Genomic DNA, 14151 nt, shown 5'->3' on the forward strand with positions numbered 1-14151 from the left:
GCGCAGGTTACAGGCCGTTGGCCTTCTTGAACTCGCGACGACGACGGTGCAGCACTGGCTCGGTGTAGCCGTTTGGCTGTTTGGTGCCTTCGATCACCAGTTCGACCGCCGCCTGGAAGGCGATGTTGCTGTCGAAGTTCGGTGCCAGTGGACGGTACAGCGGGTCGTTGGCGTTCTGACGGTCAACCACCGGCGCCATGCGCTTGAGGCTTTCCATCACTTGCGCTTCAGTCACGATACCGTGGCGCAGCCAGTTGGCGATGTGTTGGCTGGAGATACGCAGCGTTGCACGGTCTTCCATCAGGCCGACGTCGTTGATGTCCGGCACCTTCGAGCAACCCACGCCCTGGTCGATCCAGCGCACCACGTAACCGAGAATGCCCTGGGCGTTGTTGTCCAGTTCGTTCTTGATCTGCTCAGGTGTCCAGCTTGGGTTGACCGCCAGCGGGATGGTCAGGATGTCGTCCACCGAAGCGCGGGCACGTTTGGCCAGCTCGGCCTGACGGGCGAACACGTCGACCTTGTGGTAGTGCAGCGCGTGCAGCGCAGCGGCGGTTGGCGACGGAACCCAGGCGGTGTTGGCGCCGGCCAGTGGGTGAGCGATTTTCTGCTCAAGCATTGCCGCCATCAGGTCCGGCATCGCCCACATGCCTTTACCGATTTGCGCACGACCTTGCAGGCCGGTGCTCAGACCGATATCGACGTTCCAGTTTTCGTAGGCGCCGATCCACTTCTCGGCCTTCATGTCGGCCTTGCGCACCATCGGGCCGGCTTCCATGGAGGTGTGGATTTCGTCGCCGGTGCGGTCGAGGAAACCGGTGTTGATGAACACCACGCGCTCACTGGCAGCCTTGATGCACGCCTTGAGGTTGACCGTGGTGCGGCGCTCCTCGTCCATGATCCCGACTTTCAGCGTGTTGCGCTTCAAGCCCAGCACGTCCTCGATGCGACCGAACAGCTCGTTGGTGAACGCGGCTTCTTCCGGGCCGTGCATCTTCGGTTTGACGATGTAGACCGAGCCGGTGCGAGTGTTGCGACGCGAGGTGTTGCCGTTGAGGTTGTGCATCGCCGCGAGGCAAGTCACTAGACCGTCGAGGATGCCTTCCGGCACTTCGTTACCGTCTTTGTCGAGGATCGCGTCGATGGTCATCAGGTGACCGACGTTACGCACGAACAACAGCGAACGGCCGTGCAGGGTCACTTCGCCGCCGTTCGGCGCGGTGTAGGTGCGATCCGGGTTCATGGTGCGGGTGAAGGTCTGGCCGCCCTTGGACACGGATTCCGCCAGGTCGCCCTTCATCAGGCCGAGCCAGTTGCGATAGATCACCACTTTGTCGTCGGCATCGACGGCGGCCACGGAGTCTTCGCAGTCCATGATGGTGGTCAGCGCCGCTTCCATCAGGATGTCTTTGACGCCGGCAGCGTCAGTCTGGCCAACCGGGGTGCTGGCGTCGACCTGGATTTCGAAGTGCAGACCGTTGTGTTTCAACAGGATCGCGATTGGCGCATTGGCGTCGCCCTGGAAGCCGATCAGTTGCGCGTCGTTGCGCAGGCCACTGTTGCTGCCGCCCTTGAGGGAGACCAGCAGTTTGCCGTCAACGATCTTGTAAGCGGTGGAATCGACATGCGAGCCGGCAGCCAAGGGCGCGGCCTCGTCGAGGAACGCACGGGCGAAGGCGATAACCTTGTCGCCACGCACCTTGTTGTAGCCTTTGCCTTTTTCCGCGCCACCGTCTTCGCTGATCGCGTCGGTGCCGTAGAGGGCGTCGTACAGCGAACCCCAGCGGGCGTTCGAGGCATTGAGGGCGAAGCGGGCGTTCATCACCGGCACCACGAGTTGCGGGCCGGCGGTACGGGCGATTTCGTCATCGACGTTTTGCGTCGTTGCCTGGAAATCAGCCGCTTCTGGCAGCAGATAACCGATTTCCTGCAGGAAAGCTTTGTAGGCCACAGCGTCGTGCGCCTGGCCGGCGTGCTCCTGATGCCAGGCGTCAAGGCGAGCCTGGAAGTCATCGCGTTTGGCGAGTAGGGCTTTGTTCTTCGGCGCCAGGTCATGAATGACCTTGTCGGCACCTTCCCAGAATTTTTCGGCGGTGAGGCCGGTACCGGGAATGGCTTCGTTGTTCACGAAGTCGAACAGGACTTTGGCGACCTGCAGGCCACCGACTTGAACGTGTTCAGTCATTGCTTGCCTCACTCTGCTCAGCTATTTCGCTTTTCAGCTCTTCAATTTAACAATGAAGCCTCTGGCCATTTAAACCACAAACCTTCCGACCAGTACATGCCATTGCTGGCGGCTGGGCTGGGACCAATCAACGGCTTGGGGGCCTTGCTGACGGGGCTTTCAAGGTTGCGAACGTGCCTTGGGCAGACATCGATCCAGCGTTATGTAGTGCGCGCTGCGGCATACTACATGATGAGTTGCGCTTGTGAAAATCAGACTAATTACGTCGTTCTGCGACCTCATGACGCATTGCGGTCACGTCGCGGAACGGGATGTTCTCAAAAAACCAACGGATTGTTCCAGCTAAATATAAAAAGTTGTACACGATTTGTGTTTTCGAGCGTCTGAGGCACCCGCTCATCCCTTGCCTATACTTGCCTTTCTATAACAAAAGTCATGACAAGAGGGCTGCGCCATGGACCATCTCGTACTCACTGTCTTTGCGCCGGACAAGCCCGGGCAGGTCGAGCGCATCGCCCAATGCATCGCCGAGCACGGCGGCAACTGGCTGGAAAGTCGCATGTCACGGATGGCCGGGCAGTTCGCGGGGATTCTGCGGGTGGGCGTACCGGCGGAGGCTTACGACGAATTAGTCGATTCCCTACAAGCACTGTCGGCGCAGGGCATTCGCGTACTGATTGCCGAGAGTGGCATCGAGCAATCCTGCACCTGGAAACCGATCGCCATGGAGCTGGTCGGTAATGATCGACCGGGAATCGTGCGCGACATCACTCGCTTGCTCAGCGAGCAAGGCGTAAACCTTGAACGGCTGGTGACTGAAGTGCGTCCGGCGCCGATGAGCAGCGAGCCTTTATTCCACGCCGAAGCGATTCTGGCGGTGCCACTGACCTTGTCGCTGGACGTGCTGCAATCGCGCCTGGAAACCCTGGCTGATGATCTGATGGTCGAACTGGTGTTGCGCACAGATGTTTAAGCGCCGCCCGGGTTATCCAGTTTTAACGTGCACCTGCCTGTGGATAACCTGTAGAGACCGGGCGCAACGCCAGGCTGGCCGTGGCTTGCCGGGAACTGATCAAAAAACCGCCAGCATTCAGTGACTTGCGCACAAACGGCGGGGATCACGCTGTGGATAACCTTGGGAAGGAACGTTGCAGGCCACGAGAACCGTGGCCTGCGAAGCTTTGTGCGTTTTTTGATCAGCTGCGCCGACGCAAACTGATCACCGCATCGACGCTATAAACGGCCAGACCGGCCCAAATGAAGATGAATGCGATCAGGGTACTGGACGACATGTGCTCGCCGAACAGCAGTACTGCTTGCAATAAGACCAAGGTCGGAGCGAAGTACTGCAAGAAGCCGATCGTGGTGTAGGGCAAGTGTCGGGTGGCAGCGTTGAAGCACACCAGCGGCACCAGCGTCACCGGGCCGGCCGCCACCAGCCACCAGGCTTGGGAGGTGCTCCAGAACGCCGGTTGTGCACTGGTCGCAGTCGGGTTGAACAACAGCCAGGCCAGAGCAATCGGCACCAGCATCCAGGTTTCCACCACCAGTCCGGGCAAGGCTTTGACCGGCGCCTGTTTACGGATCAGCCCGTAAAAACCAAAGGTCAGCGCCAGCACCAGCGACACCCACGGCAGACTGCCGACCTGCCATACCTGCTGCGCCACGCCGACGGCTGCCAGCCCCACCGCGACCCACTGCATGCGTCGCAAACGCTCGCCGAGAATCAACATCCCCAACAGCACGTTGACCAGCGGGTTGATGTAGTAACCGAGGCTCGCTTCGAGCATGCGCCCGTTGTTTACCGACCACACGTAGGTCAGCCAGTTGGCCGCGATCAGGGTGCCGCTCAGGGCCAGGATCGCTAGGCGCTTGGGGTTGTCGAGCAACTCGCGCAACCAGCCGGGGTGCTTCCACACCATCAACAGCAAGGCGCCGAACAGCGCCGACCACAGCACCCGGTGAATGATGATCTCGACAGCCGGGACTTCGGCAATGGCTTTGAAGTAGATCGGGAACAGACCCCAGATGATGTAGGCACTCAGGCCCAGAATGTACCCGCGGCGCGGGTTGGCGGCTTGCATGCAGAATCCTTGCTCAGACAGCTGACAAAGCAGGGATTGTAAGGAGATTTGTTGGCAAATGAGTTTTGAATTTGTGAACACAGGACAAAATTGTGGGAGGGGGCTTGCTCCCGAAGGCGGTATGTCAGCCAACATTTATGTTGAATGTCAGTCCGTCTTCGGGAGCAAGCCCCCTCCCACATGGATTTGTGGGTCATCAGAAGAGTTTCAGGGGTTCTTCGTTGAGCGCCGACAGCTGTTCGCGCAACGCCAGTACCTGATCGCCCCAATAACGTTCCGTACCAAACCACGGAAAGCTGTGCGGGAACGCCGGGTCGTCCCAGCGCCGGGCCAGCCAGGCGCTGTAATGCATCAGGCGCAGGGCGCGCAGTGGCTCGATCAGCGCCAGTTCGCGTGGATCGAAGTCGTGGAATTCGTTGTAGCCGTCCATCAGTTCGGACAGCTGCCCCAGGCATTCCTGACGGTCGCCGGCCAGCATCATCCAGATGTCCTGCACCGCCGGGCCCATGCGGCAGTCGTCGAGGTCGACGATGTGAAACATCTCGTCGCGGCACATCATGTTGCCGGGGTGGCAGTCGCCGTGCATGCGGATGTTCTGATGCGGGGTGTTGGCGTAGGCATCTTCCACGCGTTTAAGCAGATCGCGGGCGACGGACTCATAGGCCGGCAGCAGGCTTTTGGGAATGAAGTTGCCTTCGAGCAAGGTGTTCAGCGAGGCATGGCCGAAGTTCTGCACGGCGAGGGCTTCGCGGTGTTCGAACGGTTTGGTCGCGCCGACCGCGTGAATGCGCCCCAGCAACTGGCCGAGTCGATACAGCTGATCGAGATTGCCCGGCTCCGGGGCACGGCCGCCGCGACGAGGAAACAGGGTGAAACGGAAACCGGCGTGTTCGTGCAGGGTCTGGCCGTTGTGGATCAGCGGCGCCACCACGGGAATCTCGACGTCGGCCAGTTCGAAAGTGAATTGGTGCTCTTCGAGGATCGCCTCGTTGGTCCAGCGCTGCGGGCGGTAGAACTTGGCGATCAGCGGTTCAGAGTCTTCAATGCCGACCTGATAGACGCGGTTTTCGTAGCTGTTGAGCGCGAGGATGCGCGCATCACTCAGGAAGCCGATGCTTTCGACGGCATCGAGCACGAGATCGGGTGTGAGGGTTTCAAACGGGTGGGCCATGCTGACTCCTGCGCGCGGCAGGCTGCCGCGTCCGGCCCAGCATGGTAGCGCAGACTGTAGGGGTTGAGGGTTTTGCCTTGGGCAGTGGATGGTCGGTAAGGGCCCCTTCGGGAGCAACCCCCTCCCACAGTAGATCTCTGGTGTGTGGAAGACTGTATCCACGCAGGAGTTTCACTGTGGGAGGGGCGGTGCGACGATTCGACGTGATCGCGAAGTCGATGGATCAGGCGCCGACTATTCCACCGTCCTCGCGGGTAATCGCCATCACCGAAGACCGCGGTTTGCCATTCGGCAGATGCTCAGGGAAGGTCGAACCACCGTTCTCCCCCGGATGCTGAATCCCGACAAACAGGGTTTTCTGGTCCGGCGAGAAGCTGATCCCGGTAACTTCACAGCCAATCGGCCCGACCATGAATCGGCGAATTTCACCGCTCTTGGGGTCAGCGCAGAGCATCTGGTTGTTGCCCATCCCGGCAAAGTCCCCGGCGTTGCTTGAATCACCATCGGTAAGAATCCACAGGCGTCCGGCCTTGTCGAAGCCTAAACCATCCGGGCTGTTGAACATGTTTTGCGCGGTGATGTTCGACGAGCCACCCTTCGGCGTGCCGGCATGCACCCCCGGATTGCCGGCCACCACGAACAGGTCCCAGGCGAAGGTTTTTGCGGCGTGATCGTCGCGGTCGGTGCGCCAGCGCAGGATCTGCCCGTAGACGTTCTTCGCGCGCGGATTCGGCCCGCCCACCGGTTGCCCGTCTTCGCCGCGTTTGGCGTTGTTGGTCAGGGTGCAATAAACCTGGCCGTCTTTCGGACTGACCACGATCCACTCCGGGCGATCCATGCGCGTGGCGCCGACCACACTGGCGGCGAGGCGCGCGTGGATCAGCACTTCGGCCTGATCGGCGAAACCGCTGCTGGCGTCGATGCCGTTCTTGCCGTGGGTTAGCTCGATCCACTGGCCCTGGCCTTTCGGGTGATCGGGGTTGCTGTCGCCGTTATCAAACTTCGCCACGTACAGGGTGCCGTGGTCGAGAATGTCGCGGTTGGCTTTCGGGTTGCGATGGTTGATGCGATCGCGGCTGACGAATTTGTAGATGAACTCGCCACGCTCGTCGTCGCCCATGTACACCACGGCGCGCCCGTCGTCGGTCTCGGCCAGCGCGGCGTTTTCGTGTTTGAAGCGGCCGAGCGCGGTGCGTTTGACCGGGGTCGATTGCGGGTCGAACGGGTCGATCTCGACCACCCAGCCGTGACGGTTGAGTTCGTTGGGGTTCTTCGCCATGTCGAAACGCGGGTCGAACGGGTGCCAGTTGATCTCGCGGCTGGCAGCCGACACGCCGTAGCGCTTCTGCGCCGGATCGAACTGCTGCTGGGCGTTGCTGCTGCCGAAGCAGTCGGTGAAGTTCTCTTCGCAGGTCAGATAAGTGCCCCACGGCGTCTTGCCGTTGGCGCAGTTCTGGAAGGTACCGAGGACTTTCTTGCCGTGTTTGTCGGCGGCAGTTTTCATCAGGTCGTGGCCGGCGGCCGGGCCGCTGATGCGCAGCGGCGAGTTGCCGTGAATCCGCCGGTTGTAACGCGAGCCCTGGACGAACTGCCACTGGCCGTTCTTGCGCTGCACTTCGATCACCGACACGCCTTCGCAGGCCAGCGCCTTGCGCACGTCTTCGGCCGATTGCGGCATGCCGCCGTGCGGATAGAGGTAGCGGTAGTTGGTGTATTCGTTGTTGATCGCCATCAACGCGCGGTTTCTGTCGTCGGGGAAGGCGAACAGGCTCATGCCGTCGTTGTTGTCTCCGAACTGCACTTCCTGGGCAGCGGCGGTGCCATTGCCGCTCGGGTCGAAGGCCGGGCCGTTCTTGTGCAGCGGCTGCCCCCAACTGATCAACACCGAGGACCGGTAGCCCTTCGGCAGGCTGATGACGTCGGTGGTCGCGGCTGGAATGCTCTCGAAACCCAGCAGACGGCTGTTGCCGGCGCTGACGCTTGAGGCCAGTGCGCTGCGGCTGAGCAGGTTGCCGCCGAGGAACATGGCCGCGCCGCACAGCGCGCCGGCGCTGATGAAACCGCGACGGCTGAGGCCGACCATCTTTTCCAGATCAGTGGATTGGTTTTCTTCTAATAGGCTCACATCAGGCTCCCTGCTTGGTTTTGGCAGCAACCTTAATGGGGGGCGATGAAGCTTTTGTTGCAGAAAGTCCGTTACAGCGGCGCGCCGATCAGCACATTGGATGGCGAGAACTGTACCTGCACCGGTTGCTCGACACTCAGCCCGCGAGTGCGAAGCTGCAGCGGCTCTGCCAGAGCGCAGAGTGTCTGGCCGTTGGGCAGGGCGATGCGCACTTCGCTGGGGCCATCCTCGGCATCGAGAATAGCCTCGATGGTGCCGTTCAGAAGATTGTGTCCGGATGTTGCGGCTTGATCTGCAGCCAGTAATTCAAGCCAGCCGGCCTTGATCAGTGCCACTACTTCGGTGCCCGGTTGCAGCTCCAGGTGCACGGTGCTGTCGTGGGTGATCTGCGCATCGATGCACAGGCCTTCGGCCAGTTCGAGGCGGATCAAGTCATTGCGTCCCGCGCCTTCGATGGCCACGACTTTGCCGTGCAACTGGTTGCGGGCGCTGGTGCGCAGCATCAGCCGACCGAGCAGATCAAGATCGCTGGCGTCTTCGGCGGCCTCCAGGACCTGCGCCTGCAAGGCTTGCAGCTTTTGATACAGACGCAGCACCCGTTCGCCTTCGCTGGACAACCTGGCGCCACCACCGCCCTTGCCACCGACGGCGCGCTCCACCAGCGGTTTCTGCGCCAGGTTGTTCAGCTCATCGATCGCATCCCAGGCCGCCTTGTAACTCAGCCCGGCGCTTTTCGCGGCGCGGGTGATCGAGCCCTGCTCGGCAATATGCTGCAGCAACGCAATGCGCTGCGGACGACGGACGATGTGCTGGGACAACAGGGAGGGCAGGGACATGAATGGGCGCTTTTTCGCGGTGGCGGTGGAATAGGAAGTTGGCGGTTTGAACCCTAAGAGTCAAGCCACACGCTGTCTCCCCTGTGGGAGCGGGCTTGCTCGTGAAGGCGGGGTGTCAGTCACCATAGGTCCTGGCTGTGCGGGCCTCTTCGCGAGCAAGCCCGTTCCCATAGGGGGAATTGAGATGGTTTCAGATTATTGGGTATCTCCCGGTTTTGGCGTGCGGGCCAGGCAGTAAACGTCGACTCTCGCCGCCCCTGCGTCCCTCAACAGTCGCGCCAATGCCTGAGCCGTGGCACCGGTGGTCAGCACATCATCGATCAACGCGACATGCCGACCGTTGACATCAACGTCGGGCGCCAGGGCGAAGGCGTTACGTAAATTGCGTTTGCGCGCCTTGGCGTCGAGGTCCTGCTGGGCATCGGTGTCGTGTGTCCGCCGCAGGGCATGTTCATCAAAAGGCAGCTCGAGCTGTTGGCTCAACCATCGCGCCAACATCGCCGCCTGATTGAACCCGCGCTGACGCAGGCGTTTGTTTGCCAGCGGCACCGGCAACAACACGTCGGGACGCGGCAATCCTTCTTCGAAGCGATGTTGCAGGTATTGTCCGGCAACGTCGGCGAGCAGGTGACCAAACGGCCATTTCGCGTTGTGTTTAAAACGCGTAATCAGGCTGTCCACCGGGAAGTCATAACGCCACGGCGCAATGACCTGTTCGAACGCTGGCGGCTCTAGCAGGCACTCGCCGCAGGTCAGGCCAGTGCCGGGTAATGGCAGGGCGCAGGTCTGGCAGTGGTCGCCGAGCCAGGGCAATTCGGTTTCGCAGGCGACGCAGATTGGCATTTCTGCTTCTGCGGGCTCATCGCACAGCAAGCAGGATTGTGCGTTTTTTAAACAGATGTAAACCTCTTGTTCGCATCGTGGTTGACAGCGCATGGCTCTTCCTTAAATATGCCGAACATCCGTGTCGCGCCTGTGGGTATTCCATTCCCGCAGCCGCCAGCCAAGCATAACCAAGGAACTGCCCATGAGCGCCAGCACCTCTGCCACCCTGCGTCACGACTGGTCTTTAGCCGAAGTCAAAGCCCTCTTCGTACAGCCATTCAACGACTTGCTGTTCCAGGCACAGACGGTGCACCGCGCGCATTTCAACGCCAACCGTGTGCAGGTTTCGACCCTCCTGTCGATCAAGACCGGTGCTTGCCCGGAAGATTGCAAATACTGTCCGCAGTCCGGTCACTACAACACCGGCCTGGAAAAAGAAAAGCTGATGGAAGTGCAGAAGGTCCTCGAAGAGGCTGCCCGCGCCAAAGCCATCGGCTCGACGCGTTTCTGCATGGGCGCAGCGTGGAAACACCCGTCGGCCAAAGACATGCCGTACGTGCTGAAGATGGTTGAAGGCGTGAAGGCCATGGGCCTGGAAACCTGCATGACCCTTGGCCGTCTCGACCAGGAGCAGACGGCGGCGCTGGCCAAGGCCGGTCTGGATTACTACAACCACAACCTCGACACCTCGCCCGAGTTCTACGGCAGCATCATCACCACCCGCACCTACAGCGAGCGCCTGCAAACCCTGGCCTACGTACGTGAGTCGGGGATGAAAATCTGCTCCGGTGGCATCCTCGGCATGGGCGAATCGCTGGATGACCGCGCCAATCTGCTGATTCAACTGGCCAACCTGCCGGAGCATCCGGAATCGGTGCCGATCAACATGCTGGTGAAAGTCGCTGGCACGCCGCTGGAAAACGCTGATGACGTCGACCCGTTCGACTTCATCCGCATGCTGGCGGTGGCGCGCATCCTCATGCCGCAATCCCACGTGCGTCTGTCCGCTGGCCGCGAGGCGATGAATGAGCAGATGCAGGCGCTGGCGTTCTTTGCCGGTGCCAACTCGATTTTCTACGGCGACAAACTGCTCACCACCGCCAACCCGCAGGCCGACAAGGACATGCAACTGTTCGCCCGCCTGGGCATTCAACCGGAAGCGCGTGAAGAGCATTCCGATGAAGTGCATCAGGCCGCGATCGAGCAGGCGCTGGTGGAGCACAAGAGCAGCGAGCAGTTCTATAACGCTGCGGTCTGAAGCGCGCCCCGAGTTTTACTGAAGGAACACAACACCCTGTGGGAGCGGGCTTGCTCGCGAATGCGCTGGATCAGTCAGCCTTTTTGTTGAATGTCAGTACGTATTCGCGAGCATGCCCGCTCCCACATTAACTGTGCACCTTCTGCCCCATGTGATCTGACTTTCGAGGCCTGCATGTCTTTCGATCTCGCCGCACGCCTTGCTGCCCGCCGTGCCGAAAACCTCTATCGCCAGCGCCCGCTGCTCGAATCCCCGCAGGGGCCTGAAGTGGTGGTCGACGGCCAGCCGCTGCTGGCGTTCTGCAACAACGACTATCTGGGCCTGGCCAATCACCCGCAGGTAATCGAAGCCTGGCGCGTCGGTGCCAGTCGCTGGGGCGTCGGTGGCGGGGCGTCGCATCTGGTGATCGGCCACAGCGGTCCGCACCATGCACTCGAAGAAGCACTGGCCGATCTCACGGGCCGACCGCGTGCGCTGTTGTTCACCACCGGTTACATGGCCAATCTCGGCGCGGTCACGGCGCTGGTCGGGCAGGGCGATACCGTGCTCGAAGACCGGCTCAACCACGCCTCGCTGCTCGATGCGGGCCTGTTGTCCGGCGCGCGTTTCAATCGGTATCTGCACAATGACGCCGACAGCCTGGCCAAGCGCCTGGAGAAAGCCACCGGCAACACGCTGGTGGTCACCGACGGGGTGTTCAGCATGGACGGCGACATTGCCGACCTACCGGCACTGGCTCGGGAAGCGAAAGCCAAGGGCGCGTGGTTGATGGTCGACGATGCTCATGGCTTCGGCCCGTTGGGCGCCAATGGCGGCGGAATCGTCGAGCATTTCGGCTTGAGCCAGGACGATGTGCCGGTGCTGGTCGGCACCCTCGGCAAGGCGTTCGGCACCGCGGGCGCATTTGTTGCCGGCAGTGAGGACCTGATCGAAAGCCTGATCCAGTTCGCCCGACCGTACATCTACACCACCAGCCAGCCACCGGCGCTGGCCTGTGCGACGCTGAAAAGTCTGGAGTTGCTGCGCACGGAACATTGGCGCCGAGAACATTTGCAGACGCTGATCCGTCAGTTCCGCCATGGCGCTGAGCAAATCGGTCTGCAGTTGATGGACAGCTTCACCCCGATCCAGCCCATCCTGATTGGCGATGCCGGTCGCGCCGTGCGCCTGTCGCAGATGCTGCGCGAACGCGGTTTGATGGTCACCGCAATCCGCCCGCCCACCGTGCCCGCCGGCAGCGCGCGTCTTCGCGTGACCCTGACCGCCGCCCACAGCGAAGCGCAGGTGCAGCTATTGTTAGAGGGACTGGACGATTGCTTTGCCCAACTCTCCTCGGAGCCAAGCCATGCGTAATCGCCTGATTCTGCTGCCCGGCTGGGGGCTCGGTGTTTCGCCGCTGGAGCCTTTGGCGGCGGCGTTGCAGGGGCTCGACGAGCATCTGCATGTCGAGGTCGAGCCGTTGCCGGAACTGGACTCCCGCGATCTGCAGGAATGGCTCGACGAACTCGATGAGCGTATTCCTCAGGATGCCTGGCTGGGTGGCTGGTCGCTGGGCGGCATGCTCGCTTGTGAATTGGCAGCGCGGCGTGGCGAGCGTTGTTGCGGTGTGCTGACGCTGGCGAGCAATCCATCCTTCGTTGCCCACGGGCAGTGGCCGAGTGCGATGCCGGGCGAGACGTTCGATGCGTTTCTCGCCGGCTGCATGGCCGATCCGAAAACTACCCTCAAGCGTTTCTCGCTGCTGTGTGCCCAGGGTGCGCAAGACCCGCGCGGTTTGTCGCGCCTGATGCTCGGCGGTGCGCCGAACACGGCGCCAGCGGTATTGATGGCCGGGCTCCAGTTGCTCGCGCAAATGGACACGCGGGATGCGTTGCAGGCTTTTCGCGGCCCGCAGTTGCACCTGTTCGCCGGGCAGGACGGATTGGTGCCTGCGGAGGCAGCGGGTGAATTGTTCGCGCTGCTGCCGGACATCGAAATCGGCCTGATCGAACAGGCCAGTCATGCGTTTCTTCTGGAAGACCCCCACGGCGTGGCGGGTGCGATCCAGGCTTTTCTACATGAGTGCGGTGATGACTGATTTGTCTGTTGTTGCGCTGCCCGGCGGCTTGCCCGACAAGCGCCAGGTCGCGGCCTCTTTTTCCCGTGCAGCGGCCAGTTACGACAGCGTCGCCGAGTTGCAGCGTGATGTCGGTTCGCAGTTGCTGCAACGCTTGCCGACGGGTTGGGTGCCATCACGTTGGCTGGATCTGGGCTGCGGCACCGGGTATTTCACTCGTGCATTGGCTGAGTATTTTATCGCGGGGCAGGGGCTGGCGCTGGACATCGCCGAGGGCATGCTCGAACACGCGCGGCCGTTGGGTGGCGCCGAGCATTTCATCGCCGGTGATGCCGAGCGTCTGCCGCTGCGGGAGGCGACGTGTGATCTGATTTTCTCCAGCCTCGCGGTGCAGTGGTGTGCGGACTTCGAGTCGGTGCTCAGTGAGGCTTTTCGCGTGCTGAAACCCGGCGGGATTTTTGCGTTTGCTAGTCTTTGTGTAGGGACGTTGTACGAACTGCGTGATAGCTGGCGTCAGGTCGATGGCATGGTGCACGTCAACCGCTTCCGCGAATTCGCCCGTTATCAACAGTTGTGCTCGGACAGTGGCCTGCGCACGGTGAGTCTGCAGAATCAGGCGCATGTGCTGCATTACCCGGATGTGCGCAGCCTGACCCACGAACTCAAGGCACTGGGCGCGCACAATCTGAACCCCGGTCGGCCGGGTGGTTTGACCGGGCGGGCGCGGATTCTCGGTCTGGTCGAGGCTTATGAGCAGTACCGTCAGGCACAGGGATTGCCGGCGACCTATCAGGTGGTTTACGCCGTGTTGGAGAAGCCCTTATGAGCGCAGCCTATTTCATCACCGGGACTGACACTGATGTCGGCAAGACGACTGTGGCTGCCGGGTTGCTGCATGCAGCACGGACGGCAGGACTGAGTACGGCGGCGGGTAAACCGGTGGCCTCTGGCTGCGAAGTGACGCCCAAGGGGCTGCGCAATGCCGATGCGCTGGCGCTGTTGGCCGAATGTTCGGTGCCGCTGACTTATCAACAGGTCAATCCGGTGGCATTCGAGCCGGCTATCGCTCCGCATCTGGCAGCGCGCGAGGCGGGCGTGGCGCTGACGGTGCAATCGTTGCTGGCACCGATGCGCGAGATTCTCGCCATGAATGCCGACTTCACCCTTATTGAAGGCGCGGGTGGCTGGCGGGTACCGTTGGCGGATCAGGCCAATCTCTCGGACCTGGCGATTGCATTGAAGCTGCCAGTGATTCTGGTGGTGGGTGTGCGGTTGGGCTGCATCAGTCATGCCTTGCTGACGGCTGAGGCGATCGCTCGCGATGGGCTGCAACTGGCCGGATGGGTGGCCAATATCATTGACCCGAAGACTTCGCGGCTGGAAGAGAATCTGGCGACGCTGGCCGAACGGCTACCGGCACCGTGCCTGGGGCGCGTGCCGAAATTGAAATCACCCAGCGCCGAGGCAGTGGCTGATCATTTGCAGCTGGATTTGCTCGATTAATGTTTTTGGCTATGACAAGGCACTGTGCCATCAGTATTTTTGACGAGTGTTTTTCTGGCGCGTCTGCTTCAATGGCAACCATTGATCCTTCCCAAGGATGAGAACTCC

Annotated in this window: 12 protein-coding genes; 6 read left to right on the top strand and 6 right to left on the bottom strand. The window is 61.3% G+C overall.

Annotated elements, in window-relative coordinates; all coding sequences use genetic code 11:
- Positions 1-7 precede the first annotated feature (7 nt).
- On the bottom strand, positions 8-2185 hold the full coding sequence (locus tag U862_RS0100365; protein WP_025108579.1) for a malate synthase G: 2178 nt from the start codon (positions 2183-2185) through the stop codon (positions 8-10).
- A gap of 454 nt (positions 2186-2639) precedes the next feature.
- Between U862_RS0100365 and U862_RS0100370 the strand changes: the two genes are divergently transcribed.
- Positions 2640-3158 carry a glycine cleavage system protein R gene (locus U862_RS0100370; RefSeq protein ID WP_007966538.1) on the top strand — a complete coding sequence of 173 codons (519 nt, stop codon included), beginning with the start codon at positions 2640-2642 and terminating at the stop codon, positions 3156-3158.
- Between the two features lie 223 nt (positions 3159-3381).
- Here U862_RS0100370 and rarD read toward each other — a convergent pair whose 3' ends face one another.
- The 5 genes from rarD to U862_RS0100395 all read right to left on the bottom strand — a co-directional run bounded on the left by rarD (position 3382) and on the right by U862_RS0100395 (position 9337).
- Positions 3382-4269: an EamA family transporter RarD gene (gene rarD / locus U862_RS0100375; protein WP_025108580.1), complete on the bottom strand. Its 888-nt coding sequence runs from the start codon at positions 4267-4269 to the stop codon at positions 3382-3384.
- A gap of 196 nt (positions 4270-4465) precedes the next feature.
- Positions 4466-5440: a serine/threonine protein kinase gene (locus U862_RS0100380; RefSeq protein ID WP_025108581.1), complete on the bottom strand. Its 975-nt coding sequence runs from the start codon at positions 5438-5440 to the stop codon at positions 4466-4468.
- 223 nt (positions 5441-5663) lie between these two features.
- Positions 5664-7565 (bottom strand): PhoX family phosphatase, encoded by a 1902-nt coding sequence (locus tag U862_RS0100385; RefSeq protein WP_025108582.1) that lies wholly within the window; start codon positions 7563-7565, stop codon positions 5664-5666.
- 71 nt (positions 7566-7636) lie between these two features.
- Positions 7637-8401 (bottom strand): TOBE domain-containing protein, encoded by a 765-nt coding sequence (locus U862_RS0100390; protein WP_025108583.1) that lies wholly within the window; start codon positions 8399-8401, stop codon positions 7637-7639.
- Between the two features lie 195 nt (positions 8402-8596).
- Complete coding sequence (locus tag U862_RS0100395; protein WP_025108584.1) at positions 8597-9337, bottom strand: ComF family protein; 741 nt, start codon at positions 9335-9337, stop codon at positions 8597-8599.
- A 91-nt stretch (positions 9338-9428) separates the two neighbouring features.
- Between U862_RS0100395 and bioB the strand changes: the two genes are divergently transcribed.
- The 5 genes from bioB to bioD all read left to right on the top strand — a co-directional run bounded on the left by bioB (position 9429) and on the right by bioD (position 14043).
- A complete protein-coding gene (gene bioB, locus U862_RS0100400; protein WP_025108585.1) occupies positions 9429-10484 on the top strand; it encodes a biotin synthase BioB in 1056 nt (351 codons plus the stop codon).
- 174 nt (positions 10485-10658) lie between these two features.
- Positions 10659-11837, top strand: coding sequence for an 8-amino-7-oxononanoate synthase (bioF, locus tag U862_RS0100405; RefSeq protein WP_025108586.1), 1179 nt, complete (start codon positions 10659-10661; stop codon positions 11835-11837).
- The gene (locus U862_RS0100410) at positions 11830-12561 is read left to right on the top strand and encodes an alpha/beta fold hydrolase (protein ID WP_025108587.1); all 732 of its coding nucleotides are present in this window, start codon (positions 11830-11832) and stop codon (positions 12559-12561) included. The genes bioF and U862_RS0100410 overlap by 8 nt, the downstream gene beginning before the upstream one ends.
- The gene (bioC, locus tag U862_RS0100415) at positions 12554-13366 is read left to right on the top strand and encodes a malonyl-ACP O-methyltransferase BioC (protein WP_025108588.1); all 813 of its coding nucleotides are present in this window, start codon (positions 12554-12556) and stop codon (positions 13364-13366) included. Before U862_RS0100410 ends, bioC begins: the two co-directional genes overlap by 8 nt.
- Positions 13363-14043, top strand: coding sequence for a dethiobiotin synthase (bioD, locus tag U862_RS0100420; protein ID WP_025108589.1), 681 nt, complete (start codon positions 13363-13365; stop codon positions 14041-14043). The genes bioC and bioD overlap by 4 nt, the downstream gene beginning before the upstream one ends.
- The last annotated feature ends 108 nt before the right edge of the window (positions 14044-14151 follow it).

The organism is Pseudomonas sp. H1h, assembly GCF_000633255.1.
Taxonomy (GTDB): Bacteria; Pseudomonadota; Gammaproteobacteria; order Pseudomonadales; family Pseudomonadaceae; genus Aquipseudomonas.

What these genes read in the sequence shown, in the direction of transcription:
- U862_RS0100365 (WP_025108579.1), bottom strand. Translation starts at nt 2,185, where the DNA reads ATGACTGAACACGTTCAAGTCGGTGGCCTGCAGGTCGCCAAAGTCCTG.
- U862_RS0100370 (WP_007966538.1), top strand. Translation starts at nt 2,640, where the DNA reads ATGGACCATCTCGTACTCACTGTCTTTGCGCCGGACAAGCCCGGGCAG.
- rarD (WP_025108580.1), bottom strand. Translation starts at nt 4,269, where the DNA reads ATGCAAGCCGCCAACCCGCGCCGCGGGTACATTCTGGGCCTGAGTGCC.
- U862_RS0100380 (WP_025108581.1), bottom strand. Translation starts at nt 5,440, where the DNA reads ATGGCCCACCCGTTTGAAACCCTCACACCCGATCTCGTGCTCGATGCC.
- U862_RS0100390 (WP_025108583.1), bottom strand. Translation starts at nt 8,401, where the DNA reads ATGTCCCTGCCCTCCCTGTTGTCCCAGCACATCGTCCGTCGTCCGCAG.
- U862_RS0100395 (WP_025108584.1), bottom strand. Translation starts at nt 9,337, where the DNA reads ATGCGCTGTCAACCACGATGCGAACAAGAGGTTTACATCTGTTTAAAA.
- bioB (WP_025108585.1), top strand. Translation starts at nt 9,429, where the DNA reads ATGAGCGCCAGCACCTCTGCCACCCTGCGTCACGACTGGTCTTTAGCC.
- bioF (WP_025108586.1), top strand. Translation starts at nt 10,659, where the DNA reads ATGTCTTTCGATCTCGCCGCACGCCTTGCTGCCCGCCGTGCCGAAAAC.
- U862_RS0100410 (WP_025108587.1), top strand. Translation starts at nt 11,830, where the DNA reads ATGCGTAATCGCCTGATTCTGCTGCCCGGCTGGGGGCTCGGTGTTTCG.
- bioC (WP_025108588.1), top strand. Translation starts at nt 12,554, where the DNA reads ATGACTGATTTGTCTGTTGTTGCGCTGCCCGGCGGCTTGCCCGACAAG.
- bioD (WP_025108589.1), top strand. Translation starts at nt 13,363, where the DNA reads ATGAGCGCAGCCTATTTCATCACCGGGACTGACACTGATGTCGGCAAG.